Below are 24,379 nucleotides of genomic sequence, written 5' to 3'. Positions count from 1 at the left end.
AATCAACCTGAAAATATATAACCATATACTAATATTGAAATATAACTTCCCCAATCGCCCCGCCCGCCGGGGCATTTTTTTGATTAAAACGAAAAGACCAACTCGCTCTAATATTCCTGCAGAAATGTATCTGCTCTGGTGATTACACTCAAAGAATGTCTTTTTATGTCGCTTTTGTGTTTCAACTGACACCATTCATCAAGCTATTATGTGTTGAATCGACAGGTAAACTATTAACAAACAACTTATATGACCATCAAACAAGTCTATTTCATCGCCGATGGCTTTCAAGCCCTTGACCTATTTGGCCCGCTTGACGCCTTTATGGAAACTAACAGCATTCAAGCCAATGCCTATCAGTGTAAGTTGTTAGGGATCAGCAAACTGCCTGTACAAACCGCATACGGGCAACACGTGTCTGTCAATTACTCTCTAAGTGATGAGTTTGAGTATGACGATTTGATCATTTGCGGGGGCACTGGCATGCGCACCTTGCAACTAACTACAAAACAGCTCAATGCGCTTTCTGACATAGCTAAAAAAGCAAAACGTGTCTTTAGCATTTGCACCGGGGCGTTTATTCTCGCCAAACTCTTTGATGATAAAGCCCTTACGATTACAACACATTGGCGCCATTGTGAGAGCCTAGCGAAGCAGAACCCAAATAAAACCGTCACGCCTGATCCACTCTTTATTCGTGATGAAAACATATGGTCATCAGCCGGTGTGCTGTCTGGTGTTGATTTAGCTCTCGCTATTATTCGCGAAGATTATGGCAATAGTATGGCTGCTAAAGTCGCTAAAGACTTGGTGGTGTATCTGCAACGAGCTGGCTCACAGCAGCAATATTCAGATATTTTAGCGCTACAATCCGGTGAAAGTTTAAAGCTCTCGCCATTAATTGATTGGTTAAGTACACAATTAGACAAATCTGTCACCGTTACTCGTATGGCAGAGTTTTGCAGCTTGAGCGAGCGACAACTCACTCGACTATTTAAACAGCACCTTAACTGCACGCCTAGCCATTATTTTCGGGTACTCAAACTTAACCATGCCAGAGATCTATTGTGTGAAGAAAACATCAGCCTGCAGTTTATCTCGCAAAAATTAGGTTTTAACAATTACGATAGTTTCCGCCGTGCTTTCATAAAGCAATTTGGCCTCTCACCTTCACAGTATGCAAAAGGCACACACGCATGAAAATAATTTTTAAATTACTTGTAATCGCATTGTGTAGCTTTGCCACCTATGCGAACACCCTTTCGACCGAGCAACAGCAAGCTTGGCTAGAAGACATTAACTTTTTTGAAACCCAAGTCAGAACCAAGCATATTGAACCGTTTCATACGCTTGCAGAGAGTGACTTTACGAGACTTGTAAAAGAACTTAAACAAGATTTACCACTACTCAGCGAGCCACAAGTCGAAGCGCGGTTAATGGCGATAACAGGAGCCATTGGTGACGGGCACACTAACTATTTTATGATGTCAGGGCCTCACCAGCACTTTCCACTGAGGTATAAATTCTTTGACAATAAATTACGTGTTATTGATGCAACTAAGCCATATCAGCACCTTATCGGCGCAGAGCTCAAAACCATCAATGGCTTAACCGTTGAAGCACTATTTAAGTTAATCACACCTCTGTTGCCTGGCGTCGATAACCAATTTAGTGCCAAAACCCGCTTTGAATTTTATTTAACCCTACATAAATTATTATTAGGCCTGGGTCTTGTTAAAGAGAATGCCGCGGCACAGTTTGAGTTTAACCTTGAGGGTAATACACTCATCGAACAAATAACCCCTGTTGCGATGAGTGAATTCGCCAAACTCAGTTCCGCCTTTAAAAGTCACTCAGATAAATTAAATATGCTAGATATTGGCATGCCGGGTATAAGCCTAGGCTTGTTAAAAGATAAAAAAATCGCTTACTTTGATTTTAATGCCTACCCTAGCTTTGAACTGGTCATTGCTGAGTGTAAAGCACTGCAAAAACAATTAATGGCTGCGAAATCAAAGTATTTGATTATCGATTTCAGAGGCAATGGCGGTGGCAGTTTTTACACTGGTTTGGCTTTTTCATCTTGCTTGTTACCTATGGACCAATTTGATTGGAAAACAGGTGCGTTTATTCTCACAGATGAACATACTTTTTCTGCGGCAATGAGTAATACCGTACAGTTTAAACAAATTCTCAATGCGCATATTTTCGGCATGCCAACCGGTGGTGATCCCAACCAGTTCTCCGAAAGCTATCGCTTCGTTTTGCCTAACTCGAAAAGGAAGTTGAGTGTATCAAAACGCTATTACCCGTTTCTTTTTGAAGATACAGATGCTGTGTACCCTGATGTGTTGATTGAAACTTCATGGCTAGATTACCAGCAAGGCAACGACCCAGTGCTCTCAGCGGTACTGGCTGAAATTGAAAAATAGAGAACAACACATGCTCCAATTAAAACCCAATTGCGAATGCTGCGATAAAGCTTTACCTCCAGATTCAACTGAGGCAATGATATGTAGTTATGAATGCACTTTTTGTAGACACTGTGTAGAAAAAGAATTACGTAATGTGTGCCCAAACTGCGGTGGTAATTTTGAAACAAGGCCTATACGCCCTTTAGAGGTCCGCTAAGAAAACAAAATTAGCACGAGCACAATGTTATATTTTCACTACAACACGCTGAGCTGATTTCTAATATTGCGAGCAATGTATTTATAGTTACAATGACAATTAAGTACTGCTCGCAACGCCTAAAAGAGCGAGTAAAAATATATCAAAGGAATACTCGTGGAAAGACAAGAAACGCTGGTTCAATATTTCAAAGAGCATGATGAGTGCGCGCCTGATTCTAAACTCTCAAAACACCAAAAAATGGCCAACAGCCCATTTCAGTTTCTGCGCGGCTCAGCGCCGCTTATGTATCGAGACTTGGCAAGCCACATAATCACTTTGCCTGATTCCTTAGAGAGTATCCCACTCACAACAATTATGGGCGACTGTCATACCAGTAATTTTGGTTTTTTAAGTGAAGAGGGTTCGCATGGTGAAACCGTGGTGTTTTCACCAAATGACTTCGATGATGCCTGTTTTGGTCATGCCAGTTGGGATCTATTCAGATTTTTAGTCAGCCTGCCACTGGCACATGCCGAAGCAACTCAAATTCAAACTGAATCAGAATGTGAAAAACTCAAAGCAAAACCCCTTGCAGATGAACAGCAAATACATTCAGCGCAACAAGCTTTTCTAAAAGCCTATATAGCAACTTGTGAGCGTTCATTACAAAAGAAAAACGACAGTCAAACCGCACTCACTGAGTTCTCAAAAGGTCACATTTTGTACAAGCGCTGGCAGAAGGCGCTGACAAGAGTGGTCGGTGGCGAAGCCTTTATGACGAAAAGCACCTTGGCTAAAGAGGTCGATTTAGTTCAGTGGCGATTTAAACAAAACCCTGACAAGTTTATTCCTCTGCCTGACGACATATATGAAGAACTGTACGAACAATTCAGGCCTTTTATGGATGATGAAATTCTCGATATCGTCATGCGCCATAACGCAGGCACAGGCTCAAATAATTTAGGTCGCTACTATGTTTTAGTTGGCCCAAGTCAGCCCCATGATGCTGGTAAAACACATATTGTTGAAATAAAGCAGCAAAGAGAAGCTGCTCCCATAAAGTACTTTCCAAATGTATCAGTAAACAATCAACTCTCTGCGGCGCATTTAACAGTAAACTGCCAAAGAAAAATGCAGCGGAGGCCTGATTTAATCCTTGATGACACTATTTGGCAAGACAAACATTGGTTACTTCGCTCTCGCCACCATGCCCGTGTTGGTATAGATTCAGAGCACTTTATGTTAGGTAAAAGAGCCGCAGAAAAAGGCGGCGTTATTCAGTATGCGCTGAGCTGTGGTGAAGCGCTGGCACTCGCGCATATGCGAGGGGATCGCCGCTCAGTGGATTTTCAAAAAGCCATCACTGAACTTTTACCTCAGCAAAGTCAGCCCTTAATCAAAGCTGCTAACAATTATGTACTTCAAGTAAGCAGTGATTTCTTAATTCTAAAATCTTTGCTTTAGTTAACCTACTAAGTGACAACAAGACTAGGACCTACACATGCTAGTCTTGTTCTTAACTCCAAACGCCTTTTCTGTGTTTGTCAAAATACTGAAGCAGACTTACAAAGTAACAGCAATTTAATTGTTATTTCTGCATTAAACCTTCTATATTTTATAGCAAGTAAACATACAACTTCACTCAGATGCTTATCGAATTCATTTATACCAGTACAGCGTCAGAACCTTTTTCTTGGACAGAGTTAGAAGTTCTCAGGCACGAGTGCGAGCAGCGAAATCATATTGAAAAAATCACCGGTATGCAGCTCTATGATGGCAAACATTTTATGCAAGTGTTAGAGGGCCAAGAAAAAAAGGTGCTCGCACTGTTTGAACTGATAAAATCAGATCCCAGACATAACAATATAGAAGCTTTGATACAAAACCCTATAGATAAGCGAAACTTCGGAGATTGGGCTATGGGGCTCATTACTTGCGATGAAAAAACGCAACTGCAAACTGTGACTGAGTTAAGAGGTAAAACCAGAAAACCACTGAGTTATGAATTACTTTATGCCTTTGCCCATAACGAACTCACTATTGATGATATCGTAGAAACAAATACGCCATCAGAAGGGAAATAGCCGAATCAAGCTGTAAACCCCCTTTACGTTTTACTAGTAAGTTGTTTTTCGGCTATGTCTTAAAACGACCAACTAGAGCATTCAGCCTTGCAGCCAATTCAGATAAGTTCTGTGCATTACTCTCTGCAACCACCGAAACCTCAGCCACTTCATCTGCCACTGTTTTTATGTCGACCACATTACGATTTATATCTTCAGCTACATGTTGCTGCTCTTCGGCTGCAGTCGCAATCTGCGAATTCATATCACTGATCAAATCCACCGAGTCTGTAATTGAATTGAATGCCTGTTGGGCTTCTTGTGTATACTCCACAGTTTGACTTGAGGTCTGCAAACTAGACTTCATTTCTTGTGAAATACCTTGTGTCATCTGGCGAAGTTTAGAAAGCTGAGTAGAAATTTCTTCTGTTGATTCTGATGTTCTTACCGACAAGGCCCTGACTTCATCAGCGACCACCGCAAAGCCCCGTCCTTGCTCTCCCGCCCTTGCCGCCTCAATGGCAGCATTAAGCGCAAGTAAATTGGTTTGTTCAGCAATACCTCTTATCACGTCTAAAATAGAAGTAATGCTTTCACTTTCATTATCTAACTGCTCGATATTCGATGCTGAATCACTGAGTGTTTGGCTTAATACCTGCACGCTGTCCACTGTTTTCTCGATCACCATTTTACCATCTGTTGCAGCATCTTTAGTTTGGTTCGCAGAATCGGCAGCACTGGCACAACTTGCTGCTACTTCATTGGCAGTTGCAGCCATTTCATTTATGGCGGTTGCTGCTTGCTCTAATGCCATTTGCTGCATTTGAATTGAATTACTAAGGTTTTGCGATAACGCTTTAGTTTTATCAGATGACTGATTAATACTGCCTGAGCTGTCGTTTATTTCATTTACTAACGCTGAAATTGAACCTAAAAACTGATTAAAACTGCCTGCTAGTTTACCCGTTTCATCATTGCTGCGAATTTGAAGCCTTTGACTCAAATCCCCTTCACCTTGAGATATTTGCTCAAGTCCATCGGTTACTTCAATGATTGGATTCGAAATTAACCTTGCTAAGTACACACTTAGAGGTGATAACAGCAGTAACAATAAAATGCTGACGACAACAATAACCCAAGTCATTGCATTGGCCGAGGCCATCACTTCACTCTTTTTAAGTAACCCCACAAACTTCCATTTCAGATTTGGTGAGGTATAAATATTCGCAATATAGTTATCACCATCTATGTCGATTTCGGCTTGACCTGAAGACTTTTCAGCTAGCGTTTGATATAAGCCATTAGAGACTTGAGAAAACGCTTTAAAATTGTTTTTTGGGTGCTTTGCATCAACCAAAATTGTGCCTGTATCTTCCACCAACACTAAGTAACCAGATTCTCCCAATTTAATATTTTGAATAAGTTCAGTCAGGCCTTTTAAAGAGACATCCATGCCCGTTACCCCAAATACATTTCCACGACTATCTTTCAAAGATTTAACTGTGGAAACGATAACAGCATCATCAGGCTCCCAATAATAAGCGTTTGTTCTGGCAGGCTCTGAACTCGCATTGAGACCCTTTTTAAACCAAGGACGGGGACGAGGATCGTAATTAGCGCTTACACTCCCTTTTGGCCATTGAGTGTAGCCACCTTGCTGGTTTCCCATATAAATATAAGCAATACCTGGATGAGAAGAACCGAACTGATTAAATAAATCAAATATGCTAGCCTCTATGGTGCCATTCTTCTCCGGTGTCATGGTTTTGGTGGTGTTGCTTGCCAGATAAGTCGCAATACCAGACTGCCCTTTTATTACATTTGGGTGCTGTGCGATATACATGACATCCTTACTGATCTCTGAAAAAAACATAGAGATGGCATTATCAACTTGCTCAACTTCACGGGTATTCGCTGATGAGAAGTTATCAAATGCTTGCTGTCTTGCTTGTGTCACCATAATCACGGCAACAATTACAATAGGGACAAATAAGGTCGCTAACAATGCCCAAATGAGTTTCTTGGAAATCGACATAACACTTTCATGAAAAACCATTTTTATAAATATGGTCAGCACACTCAATTACGTCAAGTTGCTAAAGTAAGCTATCATTATTGCAGTATGGTTCTATTTTTAGGGCATGTTATGCGTCTATTGTCTTCTTTTTTTCTAGCTCCTTGTCTGTTTATGTCGGCAAATGCGGTTGCTGAAATTGGCTTTGCTGGCGGGTTTTGGATTAACTACAGCTATGATGAAAATAGCTATGACACTAACCTAGGCGACCAAGCGCTTGTCTTTTATTTAGATAAGAAAGAAGACAAATCGAATCCTTGGCATTATTCCGCTGAACTTAGACTTGGGCCGGGCGGGTTCACTGATGCAGATAACAACACCACAGGCTCTGATTATGTGCTGCACAAAGCCTGGGTTAGTTATAACTTTCATGCGTCCCACAAGCTGGTTATAGGTAAAAGCCAGCTCCCTTTTGCTTGGAAAACCGGTAATTTCTGGCCTGGTGATATGTTTTTGGCTGCATATGGCGATCAAATGGACGTTGGCTTAAAGTATCAAGGTAACTTTAATAATACCGCGATTCAAATTGCTTATTATCCCAGGGATGACTGGCGAAGCACGTCAACTGACAGCACTGATGACAACAGGCACTGGGGAAGTCGCCACACCTACCGCAAATTAAATACCTTAGTGGGTGATTTACAATGGCATATTTCAGGCGCACATACCTTGGGACTTTCAACTCAAACTGCTGAACTAGAAGAGTTTATAACGGGCAATAAGCAAACAGATGGCAAGCACCAAGCTATGACTGCTTACTACTTAGGTAACTATGATAACTGGGCAGTTAAACTCAGTTACATTGACGGAGAACGTCAGCTACCTAACGCCTATTTCACAGCTAATAATTTACCTCAAGATATCAAAAACACTCGATATAACGCAGAACTCAGCTATCAAATGGGTGACTGGACATTTTTAGTCGATGCCACATTTGCTAAATCAGACACTCAAGGAGGCGTTGATTCAACTGCGAGTGCTTGGGCTTTGGGTGTGAAATATAATTATGGTCCAGGTTGGATTTACCTTGAGTATCTAAATCAAGATACTTGGTTCGATAGGGATATGAAAATCAATAAAGGTGATTTTGCAGCTTGGTATCTGACGTTAGATTATTACTGGTAATTATTCTATTAAAGTTATCTTAAAAAAATATACTTTGAAGAAGAGGTTTTAAATGACCCAACTGAGTTTAAAATTGTGTCGTACTTTCCAGACTCTTTAATGGCTTTTAACCCCTGATTAAATGCTTGAAGTAATAGCTTAGACTGCTTGGATTGTTTCAAAAATAGTAGGTGACTACTCTCTACCATTAAAGGCCTTGGATGATAGGCTATTTGCTCAATTTCTTCTGCTGTAAAGTGCTTCTTTAAAAGATGTTTCGCAGGAATGGTTGCCATCGGAAATAGATCTATTCTGCCTTTAATCATTTTTTTAAAGTTTTGTATGTCTGTCGTAACTGTATCAACCTTGAGTACGCCGCGCTTGGCGAACTGCCAAAACTCTTCGGTATAGCTGTACCCAGTCGTAGCACCTATATTAAAGTGATTTAACTCTGATAAGTTTTGCCAGTCTTGCAACGGTTTTCTTTTATGAAAATAGAAATAAGTGGCTTCGTAATAAAGAGGGTCTGAACAATAAAAATCTTTTTTTCTCTCTGGTACGCAAAACCAAAAAGCAGCTGCGTCATAGTGACCTTTTAATGCCGATGCAAAACTTCTTCCCCATGGCATGAACTCAAATTTAACCGTATAACCTTGAGCTCCAAATGCAGCACGAATAATTTTAGGCACAATTCCTTGCTGAGGGTACTCCCGACTCGCAAAAGGTGGATACTCCCCTATTGCAATCGTGAGTTGCTTAGCATGGCAAACCCCACTCACTAGCAAAATAAGTAATAATAAAATTCGCACACATTCTTCCTTAAAAATGACTATAAAATAAGCTTAGATCAAAAAGACAGATTATGAACATAGCAATAAAAGGTGAAATTAATTCGCTAACCTCTCACCTTTTAAATAACCTCTGCAAAAATTAAAAAGAAAAGGCGCTTTCACGCCTTATTTCACCATTTCCAGAATGCCTTCCCTATATTCTTTGTCTTATTTGTATTGGGTGCCATATACCAAGTCTCGTTTGTTTGATCTGGACTTTGCGTATAATTTAAGTAATCACTGTATGCATCTCCAATATCAACGCCCTCTAATGGCGGATAAAAATCATCGGGGAAAATCAGTGCATAAGGATAGTTATTTTCGTCTTTAAAATTGCTGGTATCACCATAATTTGCTGAACTTGCAATTCGAGTGACTTGTCCTGGTAAGTGAATTTCTTGACCTGTATTTAGTACATGTAGGTATGGGTCATAAGGTGGTTGACCTAACGCACTGGCAGGAAACGGCGCATCAAGGTTAAAGGTAAATGAAAACTTCTTGCCTTTAACTTTTTCAACATCACTCAGAGTATTAACAAAAGCTTGGTTGCTAAGATGCATTAACGACTTGCTGTTAGCTAATACCTTCACATCAAGCGCATCATTGATTTGACTTGTAACAGGAAAGCCGTTTACTTGCTCAACACTGTCTTCTTTGAATAAGTTCATGGTGAGGCTACCCGATACCGATTCATTAATTGGAATATGCAAATACCAATCATGATCATAGTTTGCCCCTCGAGCTATCATATAACCGGTGGTAATGATAGAAACCACCTCCAACTCACCACTTTGATCATTGTTTTTAAAACCAAAGCCCACCCGATAGCCAATTAGCAGGTCGTTAAAGTCGTAGTCACCTAAGTTAGGGTACTGGTCCTCGTAACTCACCACAAAAAAGCTTTCACTGGTTGGGTAATATGACCAACTGTCTACAGGCTCAGTCACTTGGCTTTGTGCGATCACCAATGGTGCTTCGTCAACACCGGGTTGTGCATATTCCAAATAAGACACATCATTCGCACTTAAAATGGCTAGGTCTTCTGGACCATTTGAAAAGTCATAAAAAGCTTCAGGGTCGCCTAAGCTTTCGTTCACTTCAAGAAAACGAATAGACAAGGTTGCCGTTTGTGCATTACTTAAATCAAAGTTGCTACCTGTACATGATGATTCATCTATTGGCATTCGCATGGTGCCACCAAAATCACTACCAAAAATGTCACTGTCTGAACTTGGAGTAATATGACTACTCCCCGTTGCACCAATTAGGGTGTAATATTCTTGTCGAGTTGTAGTGCCCGCTTTGGCTAACATGGCGCCGGTATTAGTTGTGAAAACATTACAGGTTATAACCTCAGAACCCATATCAAATGTAAGCACAGCACTTTCAACCGTAACACCTTGAGTACTTGCTTTTTCAGTACCACTTGCAGCTTCATTCACATCCACAGCAAATACTAAAGCATTGCTATTTTGCTGCTTATACTCTTCAAGCATGGCACCTGTTAATCTGTCTTTGAAGTAACTACTAGAGTGAGGTGCAAATAAGTCGATTTCACCAACGCCTTTATTAATCGTATCTTTAAACATGATACTTTCAGCCGCATAACCAGAAGTGCTCACAACCAACAAAGTACACGCTAAAATTGATGTTTTCATAGCTCGTACTCCTTCGTGATTTGTGGGTCGGTTTTAACAGTCGAAAACACATCGTATTTAACTTTGCTTACGTCGTTAGGTAGATAGAACTCAAAATTTGGTGAATTGGGTACTTTGCCTAAGAAAAGAGTTTTGTTGTCAAACGTATAAATCTTCAAATAAACCGTATTCGCTTCAAAGCCCAATCCAGAGATATCAATCTCCATATTCTGAGATTTAAACTGCGAAAATTGCGCATTGTCAGTGGCTTTGTTGTCAATTAGCTTATTTGATTGCGGTTGAGTTTCTGATTGTGTTTGCGTTTGGGTCGAAGATGTATCATTACTTGGTGTTTGCGAAGTCTTCGCAGACGAAGTTTCATCTGATCCCCCGCCACCACAGGCAGAAAGTATGAATGATAGTGCGGAAATGGTAAGTATGCGTTTCATCAGCGTTTCTCCAAAGAGATTAATACTTTAAAGAACCAACTTTTATACCAATAAAAAAACCTTATAAATCAATTACCATAAAACCTTAATAAGCGTGCTTTTTCGTTCTGAGTTGCATATTGCAAATCATGGGATAGAAATAGAACTGAACGCGTAACCCCAATCCACAGAATTAAGTGGCCTAACTTTGAGATAAAAATGCTTACCGATATTAGGTGACGTTTTAACTACTTGGTTATTTAAAGTGAAAACGCTCAGTGCAGTTAGCGACAGGTTTTGCCCTTAGAAATAATTAAAAGTAGTTTAGAATTGGTATAAGCCAATAAACACATGAAATAACCTTTAAAACACCTTATTCAAGCACAACTCACCCACAACTTTAACTTCACCTTGTTTGCTTATTGTCAGTAGTCGACAACTGATATGTTTTACTTATTACTGAATTGCGCCCTACTTCTTTTGCTTCATACAAAGCTGAGTCTGCCACTCTGAATAGCTGCTCAATATCAAAGCCATCTGCTTGTTCACAACTCGTAAACCCTAATGATGCTGAGATGTATTCTGCCGTCTGCGACTTTTGATGACTAATTTCTAAATCGAAAATTGCTTGCTTAAGTTTATTCGCGACTAGTAAAGCTTCTTCTTTACTAACTTGTGTGAGCACAACCGTAAACTCTTCGCCACCGTAACGAGCGACTAAATCCATATTTGAACGCGTATTTCTCGACAATACCTCTGCCACTTGGCAAATAACTGTATCGCCGGCTTGGTGCCCATAAAAATCGTTATAAGTTTTGAAGTGATCAATATCGAGCATGATCATACTCACAGGAAACAATGACAACTCACGTTGCTGCTCTATCATCTCCAAAAAGTGCATCAAAGAGCGCCGGTTAGCGATGTTTGTCAGCTCATCGGTATCACTCAATTTTTGCAATTTTTTATTCGCTTCAACCAAAATAGTCTGTTGAGAGTTTACGGTGGCAAACAAGCCATCTATGAGACTTGCTAAGCGACCTATTTCATCTTGCCTTTGTATATTTGTTGCCTGCGAATAATTACCTTGATCAATTACCTTTACAACAGTTTCTCGCAAAGATGTTAAAGGAATAATCACCATTTTATTAATCAGCAAATAGATTAAAGCTAAGATTAAAATAGAACTTAACAGCGCAATCCCCATAGAATATTCAATTAAGTTATCATCGAACATCCGCTTAGGCTTTGCGTAGGCCATTACAGTACTTGCCTTGCCATTTACATCATTAAAAGAAATATATATTTTCTGCTCGGATGAACGAATGTGAGGGTAATCTTGGTACTTATCGAACGGAATAACAGACTTGCCTTGCGGTAAAGCTGAATATTCAAAAAGCGTTATTTGGCGTTGCATTAAATCGCTGAGTTGCTGACTGATCTTTTCATCCAAATAAGTCCAAACCAACATGGTACCAACCACATCACCCACCCCAGTTGATGGGACTATACTACCGCTAACATATAACACAGGATGTTGCTTTCCTTGGATGATCCCGGACCTGAATTGTACTTCTTTTGCTGCTGGGATCTCAGGCTCTTTTACAATTAAAAACTGTCGTTTTTGAGTTGATTTGGCGGTTTGGAAAACGGAGTCTAAGATAACCGAGCCATTATTTTCCAAGGCAAAATGACTCACTGGTTCACCCGATACGTCATAAAAATGCATACCATTAAGATTGAGTGAAGCTAATGACTCTGGGATATGATAATTCTCTTCTAAAAACGCCAGATCCCGCTCTTTAATCACGCGGATCATCTCATCCCAGACTGCATTATCATATATCAGTCTCTGCATTTCACTTTGAATTCTAGAAAATGCCGAACCGAGCTTTCTAATATCTTTTTTATCGTTTTCAACTTCAAGTTCAATGAACTGGGGTATCGTCCAAGCGTATCGGATCAGTAAATGAACAGACGAAAAGCCTATTAGCAAAAGTGCAAATAGCAGAAATAGTTTCAAGCGAAGACTTCTAGCTATTAGGTTTCTCATATAGTGAATAGATTTCCCGTTTAATGAGCCTTAGGTTGATACCAATCCTCTTTAATAAGAGGTCTATTTTAAGAATTTGTATAAGTATAGGTTTAATCTAATTTTTTGCTTTAGACTAAAAAGAAAAAGGTGCTCAAAAGAGCACCTTGCATTTGCTTACTTGTATCGCCCAACTGCTTTAGTGCTCAGATGCACTATCATGGGGGAGTGGGCGCTTTTAAAGCGCATTACCTTCATTATCGACAGCATCAAATTGATGACCATCAGGTCCACCATCTCGTGGTGTTATCAACGCTTTAATTTCATTACTGCCAGCCATGGCTTCTGGATCAGTCAATGATCGTAAGAATGCAACCTGAAGTTGCACTTCTTCATGACTAAAACCTCGAATAATGGCATCATCGCCGCGATCTGAGTCTGTTCTATTTTGTGTTAAGGTCTAGCACGAATTAAGAAAAAAATATCAACTAAACAAAAATAAAAAAATAAAAAAATAAAAAAATAAAAAAGGATTGGTTTTGAAAACTCAATGACACATACCGTAACGATTTATCAATTTAAAAGTGCAATAAGACCCCTTATATTAGCTTAACCAAATTAGCCATGAGCCCAGAAGGAAATTGAATGTCGCAGGACTTAAAAACAACGCTTACTGTTTTTACTATTTTATCGTTTGTCAGCATGGCATAAGCGATTGAGTCTGTTTTATGTATGCGGTGATAGGTAAATAACGGTGCAATCAAGGGACTACTTCGAGCTTCTGCCCCCAGCTTGGCTATCTCATTCGGTAGAAGTATTTTGGTGCCAAAAGCTTTCAGAGCATGCGTTTTTTATCCCGCAAGGCGTCTTTGATTTAATTTTACACAGCCAGCCTATTGGGTTTTCAAAAGTTGACGACCAATTGTCTATCAAGCAAATTCCTGCTGGGACATCAATTCTAGGTCAACAGATCAGTGCATACACACTCTATAGCAAACATCCGCAGTGGATTTTTGGCATTAGGCTAAAGCCTTTTTCATTTCTAAAGCAGCAGTTTATGTCATCGCTCGAAGTGAAAAACACCATAGAATCAATCACGCAATATCTCAGTCATTCGGGCTACTTAAACGATGTTTTACCGCTGTTAACTCAATTAAATGAAGACCACATCAACATAGAGATACAGGTATTAATAGAGAAAATAACGCCTTGGCTGCATAGCCAATTTATTGCCAATGACTATATTATCTCTGAGCGCTTAAGAGCCGAGACCAACGCCATATTAAATGCCCGAGGCGATATAAAAATCTCCGACATGTGTGAGACGTTTTCAATAAGTAAAGTCACACTAAGACAGCACTTTCTCGATAACATCGGCCTACTCCCCAAAGAACTCTGCAAAATTTGGCGTTTAAACAACTTTTTACTGCACAGCCAATCCGCCACACAAACACTCACCGAGTCTGCAATCAACGCCGGTTATTTTGACCAAGCTCATTTAAATAGAGAATTTAAATGCCTGCTTGGACAAACACCCAAGCGCTATTTAAAGTCAACTGAGCCACATTTGAATCAAGGTTTTCAAGCAGCAATCAACAATCGATTCATCGGTAAATACGACCCTTTTTGAACTTACTTAACTTTTTTACAATTTTTACGTGTGCGAACTTGGTAGGTTTTTCTTAACAAGGACACTTTGTGAAAAAATACTATGACATCATTTAAGAAAACTGCACTTTCTATTGCACTTCTCATTGGCCTAAACAGCCAAACAGCGCTTGCCCAAGCTATTTCAAAAGCCGAAAAACAACAAGTTATCGACAGAGTAAGCGAATTAATGGCGGAACATTATGTTTATCCTGAAGTGGCAACAAAAACCAACCAAAAGTTAAAACAAGCTTTCGAGAAAGGCGAGTTTGCCGCTCACACTGACAGCGAAGAATTTGCCAAAGCTCTCTCAACTTGGTTAGAAGAAACCGCTGAAGATCGCCATTTAAGAGTGAGAGCAAATCCAGTTAATCAGGAAGTTAAAGGCGCAGAATCTCGTTTACGCGATACCTTGCTCAACCCGCCTCGCTTTGGCTCGCAAAATAAAGGTGTGGTTGGCGCAAAAGTACTTGAAAATAACATAGGCTATATGGATTTACGTGGTTTTTATCGCTTAACTGAAAGCCAGCCATACATCGACTCGGCAATGAAGCTACTGGCAAATACTGACGCCATCATTATCGATTTACGTCAAAATGGCGGCGGCTCACCAAGAACAGTGCAGTATTTATGTAGTTACTTCTTTGATGAACCGCTGTTATTAAACAGCTTATATTACAGAGAAGACAACGAAACCATCGACTACCACGTTTTAGACGAAGTGGCCGGTGACAAACTGCCAGATGTACCTCTGTATGTGTTAACCAGTAATCGTACCGCGTCTGCGGCAGAAGAGTTTAGCTATAACATGCAAACCAGAAAACGCGCTACCCTCGTCGGCGAGACCACGCGAGGCGCTGCGAACCCTGGTGGCATGTTTAACATCAACGATAACTTTAGAATGTTTGTCGCAACGGGTGCTGCCATAAACCCTGTCACCAAAACCAATTGGGAAACGGTTGGCGTGGTGCCACATGTTGCAACAGAAAAAGATCAAGCACTCGACAAAGCCATTGAACTGGCGAGCACTGAAGTCGAGAAAAGCTGGCAAGCACTCAAAACTGAACGCAAGCAATCACTCGATAAACTGCTCGCGCTATTAAGTGATATAAAACAATCAGAAAAATCATTACCAGATTTAAGGCAAGGCTATCAAAAGCAAACGAAAACCCTGCTGAATACACTTAACCTCACAGATAGAGAGCTGGCAAACCTAGCGTATGACAGCTGGGAAACTTCACCAAAATACGCCGTTTTCTTGTTAGAAATTGCAGTCACTTTTAACGAGCAAGAAACCTTTTTATACGAGTACTGGGCACGCGCTTTGGCAAAAATGGACCAACTTAGCGAAGCTAAAAGCGTCATTGATATCGGGCTATCAAAAGTCAAAGGCGAAGAGCATATTAATATGCTTAAAGAGACCCTTGCCGAAATCACGGTTTCAAAAAACAAGCTTTAGTTAATCGCTAAAGCACTAACTGCACACCAAAGCCAGCAGGATGCTGGCTTTTTTCATCGACTTTATCTGACATTTCACTTTGCACAAGATGCTAGACAATTTATAGATAACAGCTAAAAATATCGCGCATCACTTTATAAGGTATGCCACTATGCATCTGTTCAAAAAAATCGTTGTTCTTTCTACTCTATTACTGACATTTGCTGCAAACGCAAAAGTATTGTCGATTGGCGATAACGTCGAGCTTCCGACTCTTAACGATCAATTCGATAAACCGCATTCACTAAAATCTAGCACCCAATGGCTAGTCCTTGCCCATGACATGGATAGCAGCCGAGTAACGCGCGATGCGTTTGCAGGGCAAACCGATGAAACGCTAAAGCAAGCTAACGTTCAATATTATGCCGATATTAGTGGTATGCCGGGCTTAATTAGCAGCTATATTGCAATTCCAAAAATGCAAAAACAAAAGTACGCCATTGTATTGGGCAAAGAAGACAATGAACTGGCATTTTTACCAAGCGAAGATGATAAGGTGAGTATTTTCAAAATCGAAAATGGCAAAATCGTTGAATTTATTACCACGGATAGTGCGGAAGTTTTAAAGAAAACCGTACTTAAATAATCGAATAAGAAAATTCTTTTCGTTCTTATTTAATTCTTAATGCAATAAGGCAGATCTGTTCAGCCTTATTGCATACCTTTCATATAATACCTCTCTCGCATCCTTTAAACGCAAACCCTAGCCCTGTATTGGCTTTCTTAAGCATCTAAGTTAATTCAACATTTAAACCTTTTACTCTCACTTATCGTCTAAAGAATGATTTTGATGATTGTAAAAGGAAAACAATGAACCGCTTAATAACCCGCACCATTCCGTCAATATTGGTGGCTTTATTATTCTCAGTGTTGGCTGCGTGTAAAAGTCATGATGCAATAAATTTTGAAGCAAATACAAAAGATGATCTTATTGAATTTATTGATGGAAATGCTGGACAGGTCGTCTCAATTTCTGTGGTAGATGCAGACAAAACGTACCAATATCACTTAGGAACCTTAAGTAATGGTGATACGCCTAACAATCAAACACTTTACGAAATTGGTTCAATCACTAAAACGTATACAGGGTTAGTTGTTGCGAAAGCCATTCACGACGGTAAAGTTGAGCTTGATAAAGATATTCGCCAATACCTTAAAGGTGACGAATACAAAAACCTAGAGCTCACCAACCAATATATAACTTTGCGACACCTTTTAACCCACACCAGTGGCCTACCATATAGTTTTGCTGTCAGTCGCGAAGATATAGAGCAAGGCAGATATTTTGACAAAATATCAAAATACACCAGAGCCGATTACTTTAACGACCTTAAAGCAGTGACCCTTAACTCTATACCGGGCGAAGACTATGTCTATTCAAGCGTGGGGACGAATTTAGCCGCTTATATTATTGAATCAGTGTATCAAAAACCTTTTGAATTACTGATTGCTGACATGATCACCAGCAAATCTGGAGAGCTGAATACTAAATTCAGGCGCGCACATTCTGAGGTGAGTAAAGTAACAATCGGATCTGATGGAAACGGTAATCAGATGCCCTTGGCGAGTGCATATTGGTATGCAGGCGGCGGGTTAACTTCAGACCTTGAGTCCATGACACATTATATGCGCCATCAATTATCATCAGAGCCTGAAGTAGCTATTTCTCATCAACTTTTGGAACAAAGTTGGATGGGACATGGCACAGCGTTTTATTGGAACACAACTCAAGACAATTCAAATGAAATCATGCTATATCAAAGTGGCGGCTCAATGGGCACGTCTAGTTGGTTAGCTATTTATCCAAAGCAAAATATTGGTATTTTTATCGTCACAAACTTAGCAAAAGGCGACACTCAAGAAGAATTAGAAACCATTTCAGAGCAGGTGTTTGACCATTTAATCGCATATAAAAAAGCCGTAAAGCCAAATTCGTAAATTTGGCTTTTTCCTTCTCTCTGCGAATATTAACAAGCAGCTATGCTGCAATCTTCAATGATTGTAAGGGGATGAAAAGGTTCCTTTGGAATAAAGCTAAAATATTGATTCTAAATAAATAAAAATATAATGTTAAAGACTTATTAGGAGTAATGTCATTCAGTCGTGTGTAAAATGGAGTTCAAGTGGAAGATTTAAAATTAAAGTGTAATTGTGGGGGAGTAACAGGTGTCGTTAGTAATGTAAAACCAGGGTGCGGTAATCGTTTGGTTTGCTACTGTGAAGATTGCCGAAACTTTGCCAAACAGTTCGATAAGGCTGACAATATTTTAAATGAATTTGGTGGTACAGAAATATTCCAAATCGACCCTTCTCGGATAACAATTAATCATGGTTTGGAAAATATTTCATGTCTGAAATTCAGTGACAAAGGTTTATATCGTTGGTATGCATCATGCTGCCAAATGCCAATAGGAAATACCGTTGGGTTAGGTTTACCTTTTGTGGGATTGATACATTCTTTTATCGCATCAGATCAAAATATCGACTTTAAAATAGGCCCTATCATTGGCTCTGTATATACAGAGCATGCCACAGGAAACCCTTCAGACGAACTTAAAGCTGGTAAATCTAAGGTAAGCCTTTTGTTTACTATCATGAGAAAGCTACTTATCTGGAAAATCCTTGGAAAAGGTAGCCCTAATCCATTTTTTCATGAAGACGGTAAACCAATTGTCGAACCTAGCTTAGTCAGTCGAAATGAAATCTAAAATACCGATGCATTTAAACGACAAGATGCCCTTCCCCATTTTAGTGGTATCTTCTCATGACACTGTAAGTATGGGTTGTGTGCATGGTCTTGCTGTAACAATCTTTGCTTAGTTCAAGATCCGACCATCATTAGTTTTTACAAGCCCACCAGCGATTAAATAGTGCTTTATAAAACCACTCTAAAAACTTTCAAATATATCCTTGACCTTAGCCTTACTCGAGGTTTTAAAGTGCGTCACTCAATCGCTTTAAGCTAACTCTCTGAGTTTATTTAATAAGCAATTTTTAAAATCAAATAAGTGGGTTTTCTAGCCAGCCATTGGTTGACAAAACCCCAAAGAAAACTAGAATAACCACATTCGAATACCATTCGAATGTGGTTATTCTAAAGATTTAAGAGATATAAAGTATGGCGCCAGCACCAAAATTTAGTCCTGAACAGCAACAAGCAATGATCCTTGATGCGGCTGTTCAGTGTATTCAAGAGTCCTCAATTACCGATTTCACCATGGCAAAGATTGCCCGCCTTGCAGGCTTGTCAATGGGCTCTGTATATAAGTTTGTTCAAAGTAAAGAAGACATCGTACTTGCGCTTGCATTTCAATCGTTTAGACATGCCTCATCGGTATTCGAACGCGTTTTAAACCTGCCTCTGTCTACCCCAGAGAAAATGCTGGCAATCACTCTCATTGCCCCTAAAAAGCTGCAATGCTTTGAGTTTGATTACGAGCTGCAATCATACGCAACCAACGAAGCGGTGATCAAACGTGCCTCTTCATTGTGGTCAGGCAAAATGATTGAAGCCTGTAACCTTTGCGAGCAAGGTTTCAAGCTTGCCATCATGGATGGAATCAATGCGGGTGAGCTCAAAGAAGTGCCTAATTTAAGTGAAGTTATTGAAGAGATTATCGTTAGCGGCTGGGCACTAACAGTGGGCTACGAGCAAGTTATACGCGTTAAGCAACAGCAACAGATTATCGAGGGTACGGCCTCACTACTAGAGCCTATTGCCTTCAACGCACCAATCATTCGCAGCACAATTCGTCTTCTCAACAGTTACCCCTGGCAGTCTCCAATCACGCCAGACTCTCTAGAGCGAATTGAGCAAGCACTTATTAATTTAGAATTACGTTAAGGGAGCAACACCATGAATACTATACGCTGGATTGTCAGCATTATCATCGTCTTTGCGGTTATAGTCGGATTAGGACTTACCAAATATAGCCAAATTCAAGCCATGATCGCCTTTGGCGAATCTTTCCCAGAGCCTTCGGCGTCAGTGACTAGCGTTTACGCTGAAACGATTGAGTACACGCAAACGAGCAAGGTCATCGGCCAGTTAAAAGCACCGAGCATTATTGATATTAGTAATGAGTATCCGGGCCCTATTACTTACGTTGGCTTTAAACCCGGTGACATTGTTGAAAAAGGCCAAGTGTTACTGCGCTTAGATACCAGTGTCGAAAACGCTAAGCTTGCTGCTGCAAAAGCGCGTGTTACTTTGGCTGAATCAACCTATGCACGAGTAACTAAACTTCTGCAACAAAAGCGCATTAGCCCAGATGAAGTCGACAAAGCCCGCGCTGATGTAGCCGTTGCTAAAGCCGAAGTACAAAACCTCAATGCCGTTATTAACAAAAAAACCGTTACCGCCCCTTTCAAAGGCCAAGTTGGCCTTAGCCAATATCAAGTTGGTCAACTTATAGATGCAAATATTCAAATCACCACGTTAGTGGGCCTGAGCGACACAATTTGGGTCGATTTCTCAGTGCCGCAAACACTTCGCCAGCCTAAAATCGGCGAAGAAATGAAAATCGCACTGGTTAATCAAAAAACATCTGAAGTTGCAGCAAAAGTCATCGCTAAAAAGCCGATGCTAGATGCCAACTCTCGACAGCAAGGCTATAGAGCTGAAATCGAGAATCTAGATGGCGCACTCAGTCATAACCAAATCGCCAGCGTACGTGTGCCGCTATACACAACCAATGCGGTTGTCGTGCCAACCGCTGCCATCACTCGAAGTCACTTTGGTGAGTTTGTCTATGCACTTGAAAAAGATGATCAACAAAACTGGCGCGCTAAACCGATTAAAGTGACATTAGGTGAAAAGCTGGGTGACCAACAAGTTGTATTGTCTGGCCTAAATGGCGGTGAGTTTATCGCTGGCGAAGGCGCATTTAAATTAAGAGAAGGTATTTTGGTTTATACCGCGCCACTCGATGAGCAATTAGCCACGACGGACGACAACATCGGAGGTCAGTAATGAGCGCATTACATGAAAACAAACCTTCTTTTATGGACATTTTTGTCAATCGCCCCGTACTTGCGATTGTACTGTCTGTATTGATCATCTTGGCAGGCTTAAACGCCGCGCAAAAGATTTCAGTACAGCAATATCCTAAGATTGAAAGTGCGTCACTGGTTATCAATACCGTATATACAGGTGCGTCTGCTGATGTCGTCAAAGGCTATGTGACAGAGCCGATTGAACGCGTAACCTCAACTGTACCCGGCGTTGATTATGTTGATTCAGTCACCACTGCCGGCTTTAGTAAAGTCACAGCTTGGCTCGAGCTAAACCATAGCACCACAGATGCACTTGCCGAATTAACGACTAAGCTCAACCAAATTAAGTTTGAGTTACCAACAGGGGCTGAAGACCCCGCGATCCAAATTGTGCGTGCCGATAGCCCGTATGCCGTGTTCTATTTAGATGTGCAGTCGCAAGGCTTACCGCGCAGTGAAGTCAGTGATTATCTTATTCGCAATGTTGTGCCAAGCATGAGTGATATTGAGGGCGTGCAAAAAGTCACCCTTGAAGGCGGCCGCGACCCTGCAATGCGTATTTGGTTAGATGCAGATAAACTCGCTATTTATGATTTAAGCGCCAGTGATGTGTTTGCTGCACTTCAAGCAAACAACACCATTGCGACATTAGGTTACAGTGAAAACAATCGTCAACGCATTGATTTAATGGCCAATACTAGCCTGAAAAGTGTGGCCGACTTTGAAAACCTAATTATCAAAGAGCAAGACGGCTCGCAGCTTCGCCTTGGTACGGTTGCCGACATCGAAATCGGCGAAGCCGAAGGTATGGTTACTGCGCGTTTAGATTCTCATGATTCAATTTTTCTGGCTATTTGGGCGCTGCCTGGTGCGAATGAAATCGACATTGGTGATGCGCTTTATGCCAAGTTACCGCAGATCAACGATGGTTTACCGAATGGTATGAATATCGAAATTGGTTACGATGGTACGCTGTATATGCGTGACTCAATTAAAGAGATTTTCACGACGCTTGCCGAAACAGTGCTACTTGTAGGCATTGTAATTGTTGCCATGATGGGCTCTTTCAGAACCGCGCTAGTGCCATTGGTGACCATTCCTATTTCAATTTTAGGTGCTATCGCCGTTATTTCGATGATGGGCTTTTCATTAAACCTATTAACCATTCTAGCCATCGTATTATCGGTTGGTTTAGTGGTCGATGATGCCATCGTGGTGGTTGAAAACGTAGCGCGCCACATGCGTGAAGGCAAACCTCGATTGCAAGCTGCGCTTATCAGCTCACGTCAGTTATTAGTGCCCGTGATTGCCATGACCTTAACCCTTGCTGCGGTATACGCCCCAATTGGCTTCTTAACTGGTTTAACTGGTTTCTTATTCCGTGAGTTTGCGTTTACTTTGGCTATTGCGGTCCTGATTTCAGGTCTTGTGGCTATTACGCTGTCTCCTATCATGAGTGCTTATGTGAACCCTGAAGGGGGTAAAGAAGGCAAGCTAACTCGCAAAGTGAATTGCTACTTCGACAAGCTACAAAACTTCTACTTTAAGTCATTAGATAAGTTGTTTGCATGGCGTCCACAAGTGTTCTTTATTGCCATTGTGTTCTCTCTGTTGTCTGCCCCCTTTTATTTATTGTCGCAAAAAGAGCTTGCGCCAGTTGAAGATCAAAGCAGTATTCAAGTCGTGGTTGAAGCGCCACCTGAGTCTTCTCAGGCCTATACCTCTAGTCGAATGAATGACACAGCAAAAGTCATGAATGAGACCGAAGGCGCAAAATTCACTTGGCAAATTATTACTGCAGCCGCAGGTTTCGGAGGGGTTCAGTTAGCACCTTATGAAGAGCGAGAAAACTCGGTTCACGACTTATACTTCGACCTATTTGCGCGCCTTGGTAGTGTAAATGGCTTGAGCTTGTTCCCTATTTTGCCAGCTTCTTTACCAACTGCGGGCCAGTTCGATATCGAAATGGTTGTCAGAGCCAATGACGACCCTGTGGCAATGAAGAAATATGCTGACGAGATCATCGCGAAAGCGAATGCCAGTGGTAACTTCTTGTTCGTTAATACCGATTTAAAAATCGATTTACCACAAGCTGAGCTAGAAATTGACCGCGAATTGATAGCTGATTTAGGCCTAAACCTGCAATCAGTGAACGAGCAGCTTAGCATTTTAATGTCGAACAATTTTGTGAATTACTTCAACAAAGACGGTAAAGCGTACCGTGTTATTCCAGCGGTTGATAACGGTGACCGTTACAACCCTGAAAACATCTTAGATATGAAGATCCGCACGGACTCTGGTGAGCTTATTCCTGTCTCAGCATTTGCGAGCTTAAGAACCTTCACAAGCCCGCGCGTATTGGGGTCTTTTAATCAGCAAAGTTCATTTAGGATCTTAGCGGGTGTTTTACCACATGTAACCAAAGAGCAAGGTTTAACGGCCGTTGAAGAGATTGCAGCAGAAGTATTGCCAGCAAACTACTCAATTGACCATGCTGGTGAATCGCGCCAGTTACGTAAAGAAGGTAACACCATGGTTGGCGTACTCTTAGTGTCTATGATTGTGGTGTACTTCTTACTGACGATTCAGTTTAACAGCTTCCGAGACCCACTTGTGGTGTTACTGGGCTGTGCGCCATTAGCGCTTGCCGGTGCTCTGATGCTACCGTTTTTACAATTAACGACGATTAATATTTATAGCCAAATTGGTCTTATTACTTTGATTGGTTTGATTGCTAAAAATGGTATCTTAATCGTAGAGTTTGCTAACCACCTTCAGCTTGAAGGCAAGTCAAAACTGGAGGCGGTTAAAGGTGCTGCAGCGACACGTTTACGCCCAATATTAATGACAACAGGTGCAACGGTACTTGGTCACTTCCCATTAGTATTAGTAACCGGCGCTGGCGCAGAAGCACGAAACAGTATTGGTATTATTCTAGTGGCAGGTATGTTATTTGGTACTTTCTTCACGCTGATTGTATTACCACTGCTTTACCAAATGTTGGCGAAAGACCACCGTGGTGAAATGGAAACTGAAGCCTCGTTAACTAAGACTAAGTTTGCAAATTCATTGTGATCATGGTGTTGCGTGGGTTTAACTCACGCAACACCACTCAAAAAACGCGATGTAAAATCGCGCCTACAGAAACCACCAGCCTAGTTTTTTGAATGTAGGTTGTCGTTTACTGCGACAAAATATTTATGCTCCGGTAGCACCGACTTTATGTCGGGTAATTTATATCAGCTTGATTTGAATATTTTGTCGGGTAATTTATATCGGCTTGGTTTAATCACATTGCCGGGCTAAAGCCCGACCTACAGTATGAGTAGTTTTACTGATGTAGATACCATCTCTCCTAACCAGTCTCAAGTTTGATTTAAACAACTTGAGACTGGTATTCAGTTTGATTCTTCACAACACCAAAGCAGATGTGAGCAAGCTTTCTCATAGCTGCACCGATA

20 protein-coding genes are annotated in these 24,379 nt (G+C 40.8%); 14 read left to right on the top strand and 6 right to left on the bottom strand.

Annotated features, from left to right (window positions below; all coding sequences use genetic code 11):
• The first annotated feature begins 249 nt into the window (after positions 1–249).
• From AAEU28_RS19255 to AAEU28_RS19235, 5 genes are all read left to right on the top strand, one after another.
• Positions 250–1,200: a GlxA family transcriptional regulator gene (locus AAEU28_RS19255; protein WP_421965547.1), complete on the top strand. Its 951-nt coding sequence runs from the start codon at positions 250–252 to the stop codon at positions 1,198–1,200.
• Complete coding sequence (locus AAEU28_RS19250; protein WP_421965546.1) at positions 1,197–2,432, top strand: peptidase S41; 1,236 nt, start codon at positions 1,197–1,199, stop codon at positions 2,430–2,432. The genes AAEU28_RS19255 and AAEU28_RS19250 overlap by 4 nt, the downstream gene beginning before the upstream one ends.
• A gap of 10 nt (positions 2,433–2,442) precedes the next feature.
• The gene (locus tag AAEU28_RS19245) at positions 2,443–2,631 is read left to right on the top strand and encodes a DUF1272 domain-containing protein (RefSeq protein WP_421965545.1); all 189 of its coding nucleotides are present in this window, start codon (positions 2,443–2,445) and stop codon (positions 2,629–2,631) included.
• Positions 2,632–2,787: 156 nt separating this feature from the next.
• Entirely contained in the window at positions 2,788–4,077 is a 1,290-nt protein-coding gene (locus AAEU28_RS19240) for a DUF2252 family protein (protein WP_421965544.1), read from the top strand.
• A 182-nt stretch (positions 4,078–4,259) separates the two neighbouring features.
• Complete coding sequence (locus tag AAEU28_RS19235; RefSeq protein WP_421965543.1) at positions 4,260–4,697, top strand: BLUF domain-containing protein; 438 nt, start codon at positions 4,260–4,262, stop codon at positions 4,695–4,697.
• A gap of 52 nt (positions 4,698–4,749) precedes the next feature.
• Here the strand turns inward: AAEU28_RS19235 and AAEU28_RS19230 are convergent, their stop codons facing one another.
• Positions 4,750–6,711: a methyl-accepting chemotaxis protein gene (locus AAEU28_RS19230; RefSeq protein WP_421965542.1), complete on the bottom strand. Its 1,962-nt coding sequence runs from the start codon at positions 6,709–6,711 to the stop codon at positions 4,750–4,752.
• Positions 6,712–6,822: 111 nt separating this feature from the next.
• Between AAEU28_RS19230 and AAEU28_RS19225 the strand changes: the two genes are divergently transcribed.
• Positions 6,823–7,875, top strand: coding sequence for a hypothetical protein (locus AAEU28_RS19225; RefSeq protein WP_421965541.1), 1,053 nt, complete (start codon positions 6,823–6,825; stop codon positions 7,873–7,875).
• Positions 7,876–7,889: 14 nt separating this feature from the next.
• Here AAEU28_RS19225 and AAEU28_RS19220 read toward each other — a convergent pair whose 3' ends face one another.
• From AAEU28_RS19220 to AAEU28_RS19200, 5 genes are all read right to left on the bottom strand, one after another.
• Positions 7,890–8,633 carry a substrate-binding periplasmic protein gene (locus AAEU28_RS19220; RefSeq protein WP_421965605.1) on the bottom strand — a complete coding sequence of 248 codons (744 nt, stop codon included), beginning with the start codon at positions 8,631–8,633 and terminating at the stop codon, positions 7,890–7,892.
• Positions 8,634–8,815: 182 nt separating this feature from the next.
• Positions 8,816–10,342 carry an LruC domain-containing protein gene (locus AAEU28_RS19215; RefSeq protein ID WP_421965540.1) on the bottom strand — a complete coding sequence of 509 codons (1,527 nt, stop codon included), beginning with the start codon at positions 10,340–10,342 and terminating at the stop codon, positions 8,816–8,818.
• The gene (locus AAEU28_RS19210; protein ID WP_421965539.1) at positions 10,339–10,770 is read right to left on the bottom strand and encodes a hypothetical protein; all 432 of its coding nucleotides are present in this window, start codon (positions 10,768–10,770) and stop codon (positions 10,339–10,341) included. The genes AAEU28_RS19215 and AAEU28_RS19210 overlap by 4 nt, the downstream gene beginning before the upstream one ends.
• Before the next feature lie 385 nt (positions 10,771–11,155).
• Positions 11,156–12,769 (bottom strand): diguanylate cyclase, encoded by a 1,614-nt coding sequence (locus AAEU28_RS19205; RefSeq protein WP_421965538.1) that lies wholly within the window; start codon positions 12,767–12,769, stop codon positions 11,156–11,158.
• 247 nt (positions 12,770–13,016) lie between these two features.
• Positions 13,017–13,166, bottom strand: coding sequence for a hypothetical protein (locus AAEU28_RS19200; RefSeq protein ID WP_421965537.1), 150 nt, complete (start codon positions 13,164–13,166; stop codon positions 13,017–13,019).
• Positions 13,167–13,532: 366 nt separating this feature from the next.
• Here AAEU28_RS19200 and AAEU28_RS19195 point away from each other — a divergent pair, with 366 nt between their 5' ends.
• The 8 genes from AAEU28_RS19195 to AAEU28_RS19160 all read left to right on the top strand — a co-directional run bounded on the left by AAEU28_RS19195 (position 13,533) and on the right by AAEU28_RS19160 (position 23,993).
• The gene (locus AAEU28_RS19195) at positions 13,533–14,408 is read left to right on the top strand and encodes a helix-turn-helix domain-containing protein (protein WP_421965536.1); all 876 of its coding nucleotides are present in this window, start codon (positions 13,533–13,535) and stop codon (positions 14,406–14,408) included.
• Between the two features lie 81 nt (positions 14,409–14,489).
• Positions 14,490–15,884, top strand: a complete 1,395-nt coding sequence (locus tag AAEU28_RS19190) for a S41 family peptidase (RefSeq protein ID WP_421965535.1) — start codon at positions 14,490–14,492, stop codon at positions 15,882–15,884.
• Between the two features lie 151 nt (positions 15,885–16,035).
• Complete coding sequence (locus AAEU28_RS19185) at positions 16,036–16,509, top strand: hypothetical protein (RefSeq protein ID WP_421965534.1); 474 nt, start codon at positions 16,036–16,038, stop codon at positions 16,507–16,509.
• Between the two features lie 224 nt (positions 16,510–16,733).
• A complete protein-coding gene (locus AAEU28_RS19180; RefSeq protein WP_421965533.1) occupies positions 16,734–17,861 on the top strand; it encodes a serine hydrolase domain-containing protein in 1,128 nt (375 codons plus the stop codon).
• A 185-nt stretch (positions 17,862–18,046) separates the two neighbouring features.
• Positions 18,047–18,631, top strand: coding sequence for a DUF6151 family protein (locus tag AAEU28_RS19175; protein ID WP_421965532.1), 585 nt, complete (start codon positions 18,047–18,049; stop codon positions 18,629–18,631).
• A 410-nt stretch (positions 18,632–19,041) separates the two neighbouring features.
• A complete protein-coding gene (locus tag AAEU28_RS19170; RefSeq protein ID WP_421965531.1) occupies positions 19,042–19,767 on the top strand; it encodes a TetR/AcrR family transcriptional regulator in 726 nt (241 codons plus the stop codon).
• A 12-nt stretch (positions 19,768–19,779) separates the two neighbouring features.
• Positions 19,780–20,895, top strand: a complete 1,116-nt coding sequence (locus AAEU28_RS19165; protein WP_421965530.1) for an efflux RND transporter periplasmic adaptor subunit — start codon at positions 19,780–19,782, stop codon at positions 20,893–20,895.
• Entirely contained in the window at positions 20,895–23,993 is a 3,099-nt protein-coding gene (locus AAEU28_RS19160) for an efflux RND transporter permease subunit (RefSeq protein WP_421965529.1), read from the top strand. The genes AAEU28_RS19165 and AAEU28_RS19160 overlap by 1 nt, the downstream gene beginning before the upstream one ends.
• Positions 23,994–24,379: the final 386 nt, after the last annotated feature.

The organism is Pseudoalteromonas sp. SS15, assembly GCF_049257195.1.
In the GTDB taxonomy this organism is placed as follows: domain Bacteria; phylum Pseudomonadota; class Gammaproteobacteria; order Enterobacterales; family Alteromonadaceae; genus Pseudoalteromonas.
Note: the sequence above shows the minus strand (reverse complement) of the source record. Positions and strands in the feature narration are given on the sequence as shown.

What these genes read in the sequence shown, in the direction of transcription:
- AAEU28_RS19255 (WP_421965547.1), top strand. Translation starts at nt 250, where the DNA reads ATGACCATCAAACAAGTCTATTTCATCGCCGATGGCTTTCAAGCCCTT.
- AAEU28_RS19250 (WP_421965546.1), top strand. Translation starts at nt 1,197, where the DNA reads ATGAAAATAATTTTTAAATTACTTGTAATCGCATTGTGTAGCTTTGCC.
- AAEU28_RS19245 (WP_421965545.1), top strand. Translation starts at nt 2,443, where the DNA reads ATGCTCCAATTAAAACCCAATTGCGAATGCTGCGATAAAGCTTTACCT.
- AAEU28_RS19235 (WP_421965543.1), top strand. Translation starts at nt 4,260, where the DNA reads ATGCTTATCGAATTCATTTATACCAGTACAGCGTCAGAACCTTTTTCT.
- AAEU28_RS19230 (WP_421965542.1), bottom strand. Translation starts at nt 6,711, where the DNA reads ATGTCGATTTCCAAGAAACTCATTTGGGCATTGTTAGCGACCTTATTT.
- AAEU28_RS19225 (WP_421965541.1), top strand. Translation starts at nt 6,823, where the DNA reads ATGCGTCTATTGTCTTCTTTTTTTCTAGCTCCTTGTCTGTTTATGTCG.
- AAEU28_RS19215 (WP_421965540.1), bottom strand. Translation starts at nt 10,342, where the DNA reads ATGAAAACATCAATTTTAGCGTGTACTTTGTTGGTTGTGAGCACTTCT.
- AAEU28_RS19210 (WP_421965539.1), bottom strand. Translation starts at nt 10,770, where the DNA reads ATGAAACGCATACTTACCATTTCCGCACTATCATTCATACTTTCTGCC.
- AAEU28_RS19190 (WP_421965535.1), top strand. Translation starts at nt 14,490, where the DNA reads ATGACATCATTTAAGAAAACTGCACTTTCTATTGCACTTCTCATTGGC.
- AAEU28_RS19185 (WP_421965534.1), top strand. Translation starts at nt 16,036, where the DNA reads ATGCATCTGTTCAAAAAAATCGTTGTTCTTTCTACTCTATTACTGACA.
- AAEU28_RS19180 (WP_421965533.1), top strand. Translation starts at nt 16,734, where the DNA reads ATGAACCGCTTAATAACCCGCACCATTCCGTCAATATTGGTGGCTTTA.
- AAEU28_RS19170 (WP_421965531.1), top strand. Translation starts at nt 19,042, where the DNA reads ATGGCGCCAGCACCAAAATTTAGTCCTGAACAGCAACAAGCAATGATC.
- AAEU28_RS19165 (WP_421965530.1), top strand. Translation starts at nt 19,780, where the DNA reads ATGAATACTATACGCTGGATTGTCAGCATTATCATCGTCTTTGCGGTT.
- AAEU28_RS19160 (WP_421965529.1), top strand. Translation starts at nt 20,895, where the DNA reads ATGAGCGCATTACATGAAAACAAACCTTCTTTTATGGACATTTTTGTC.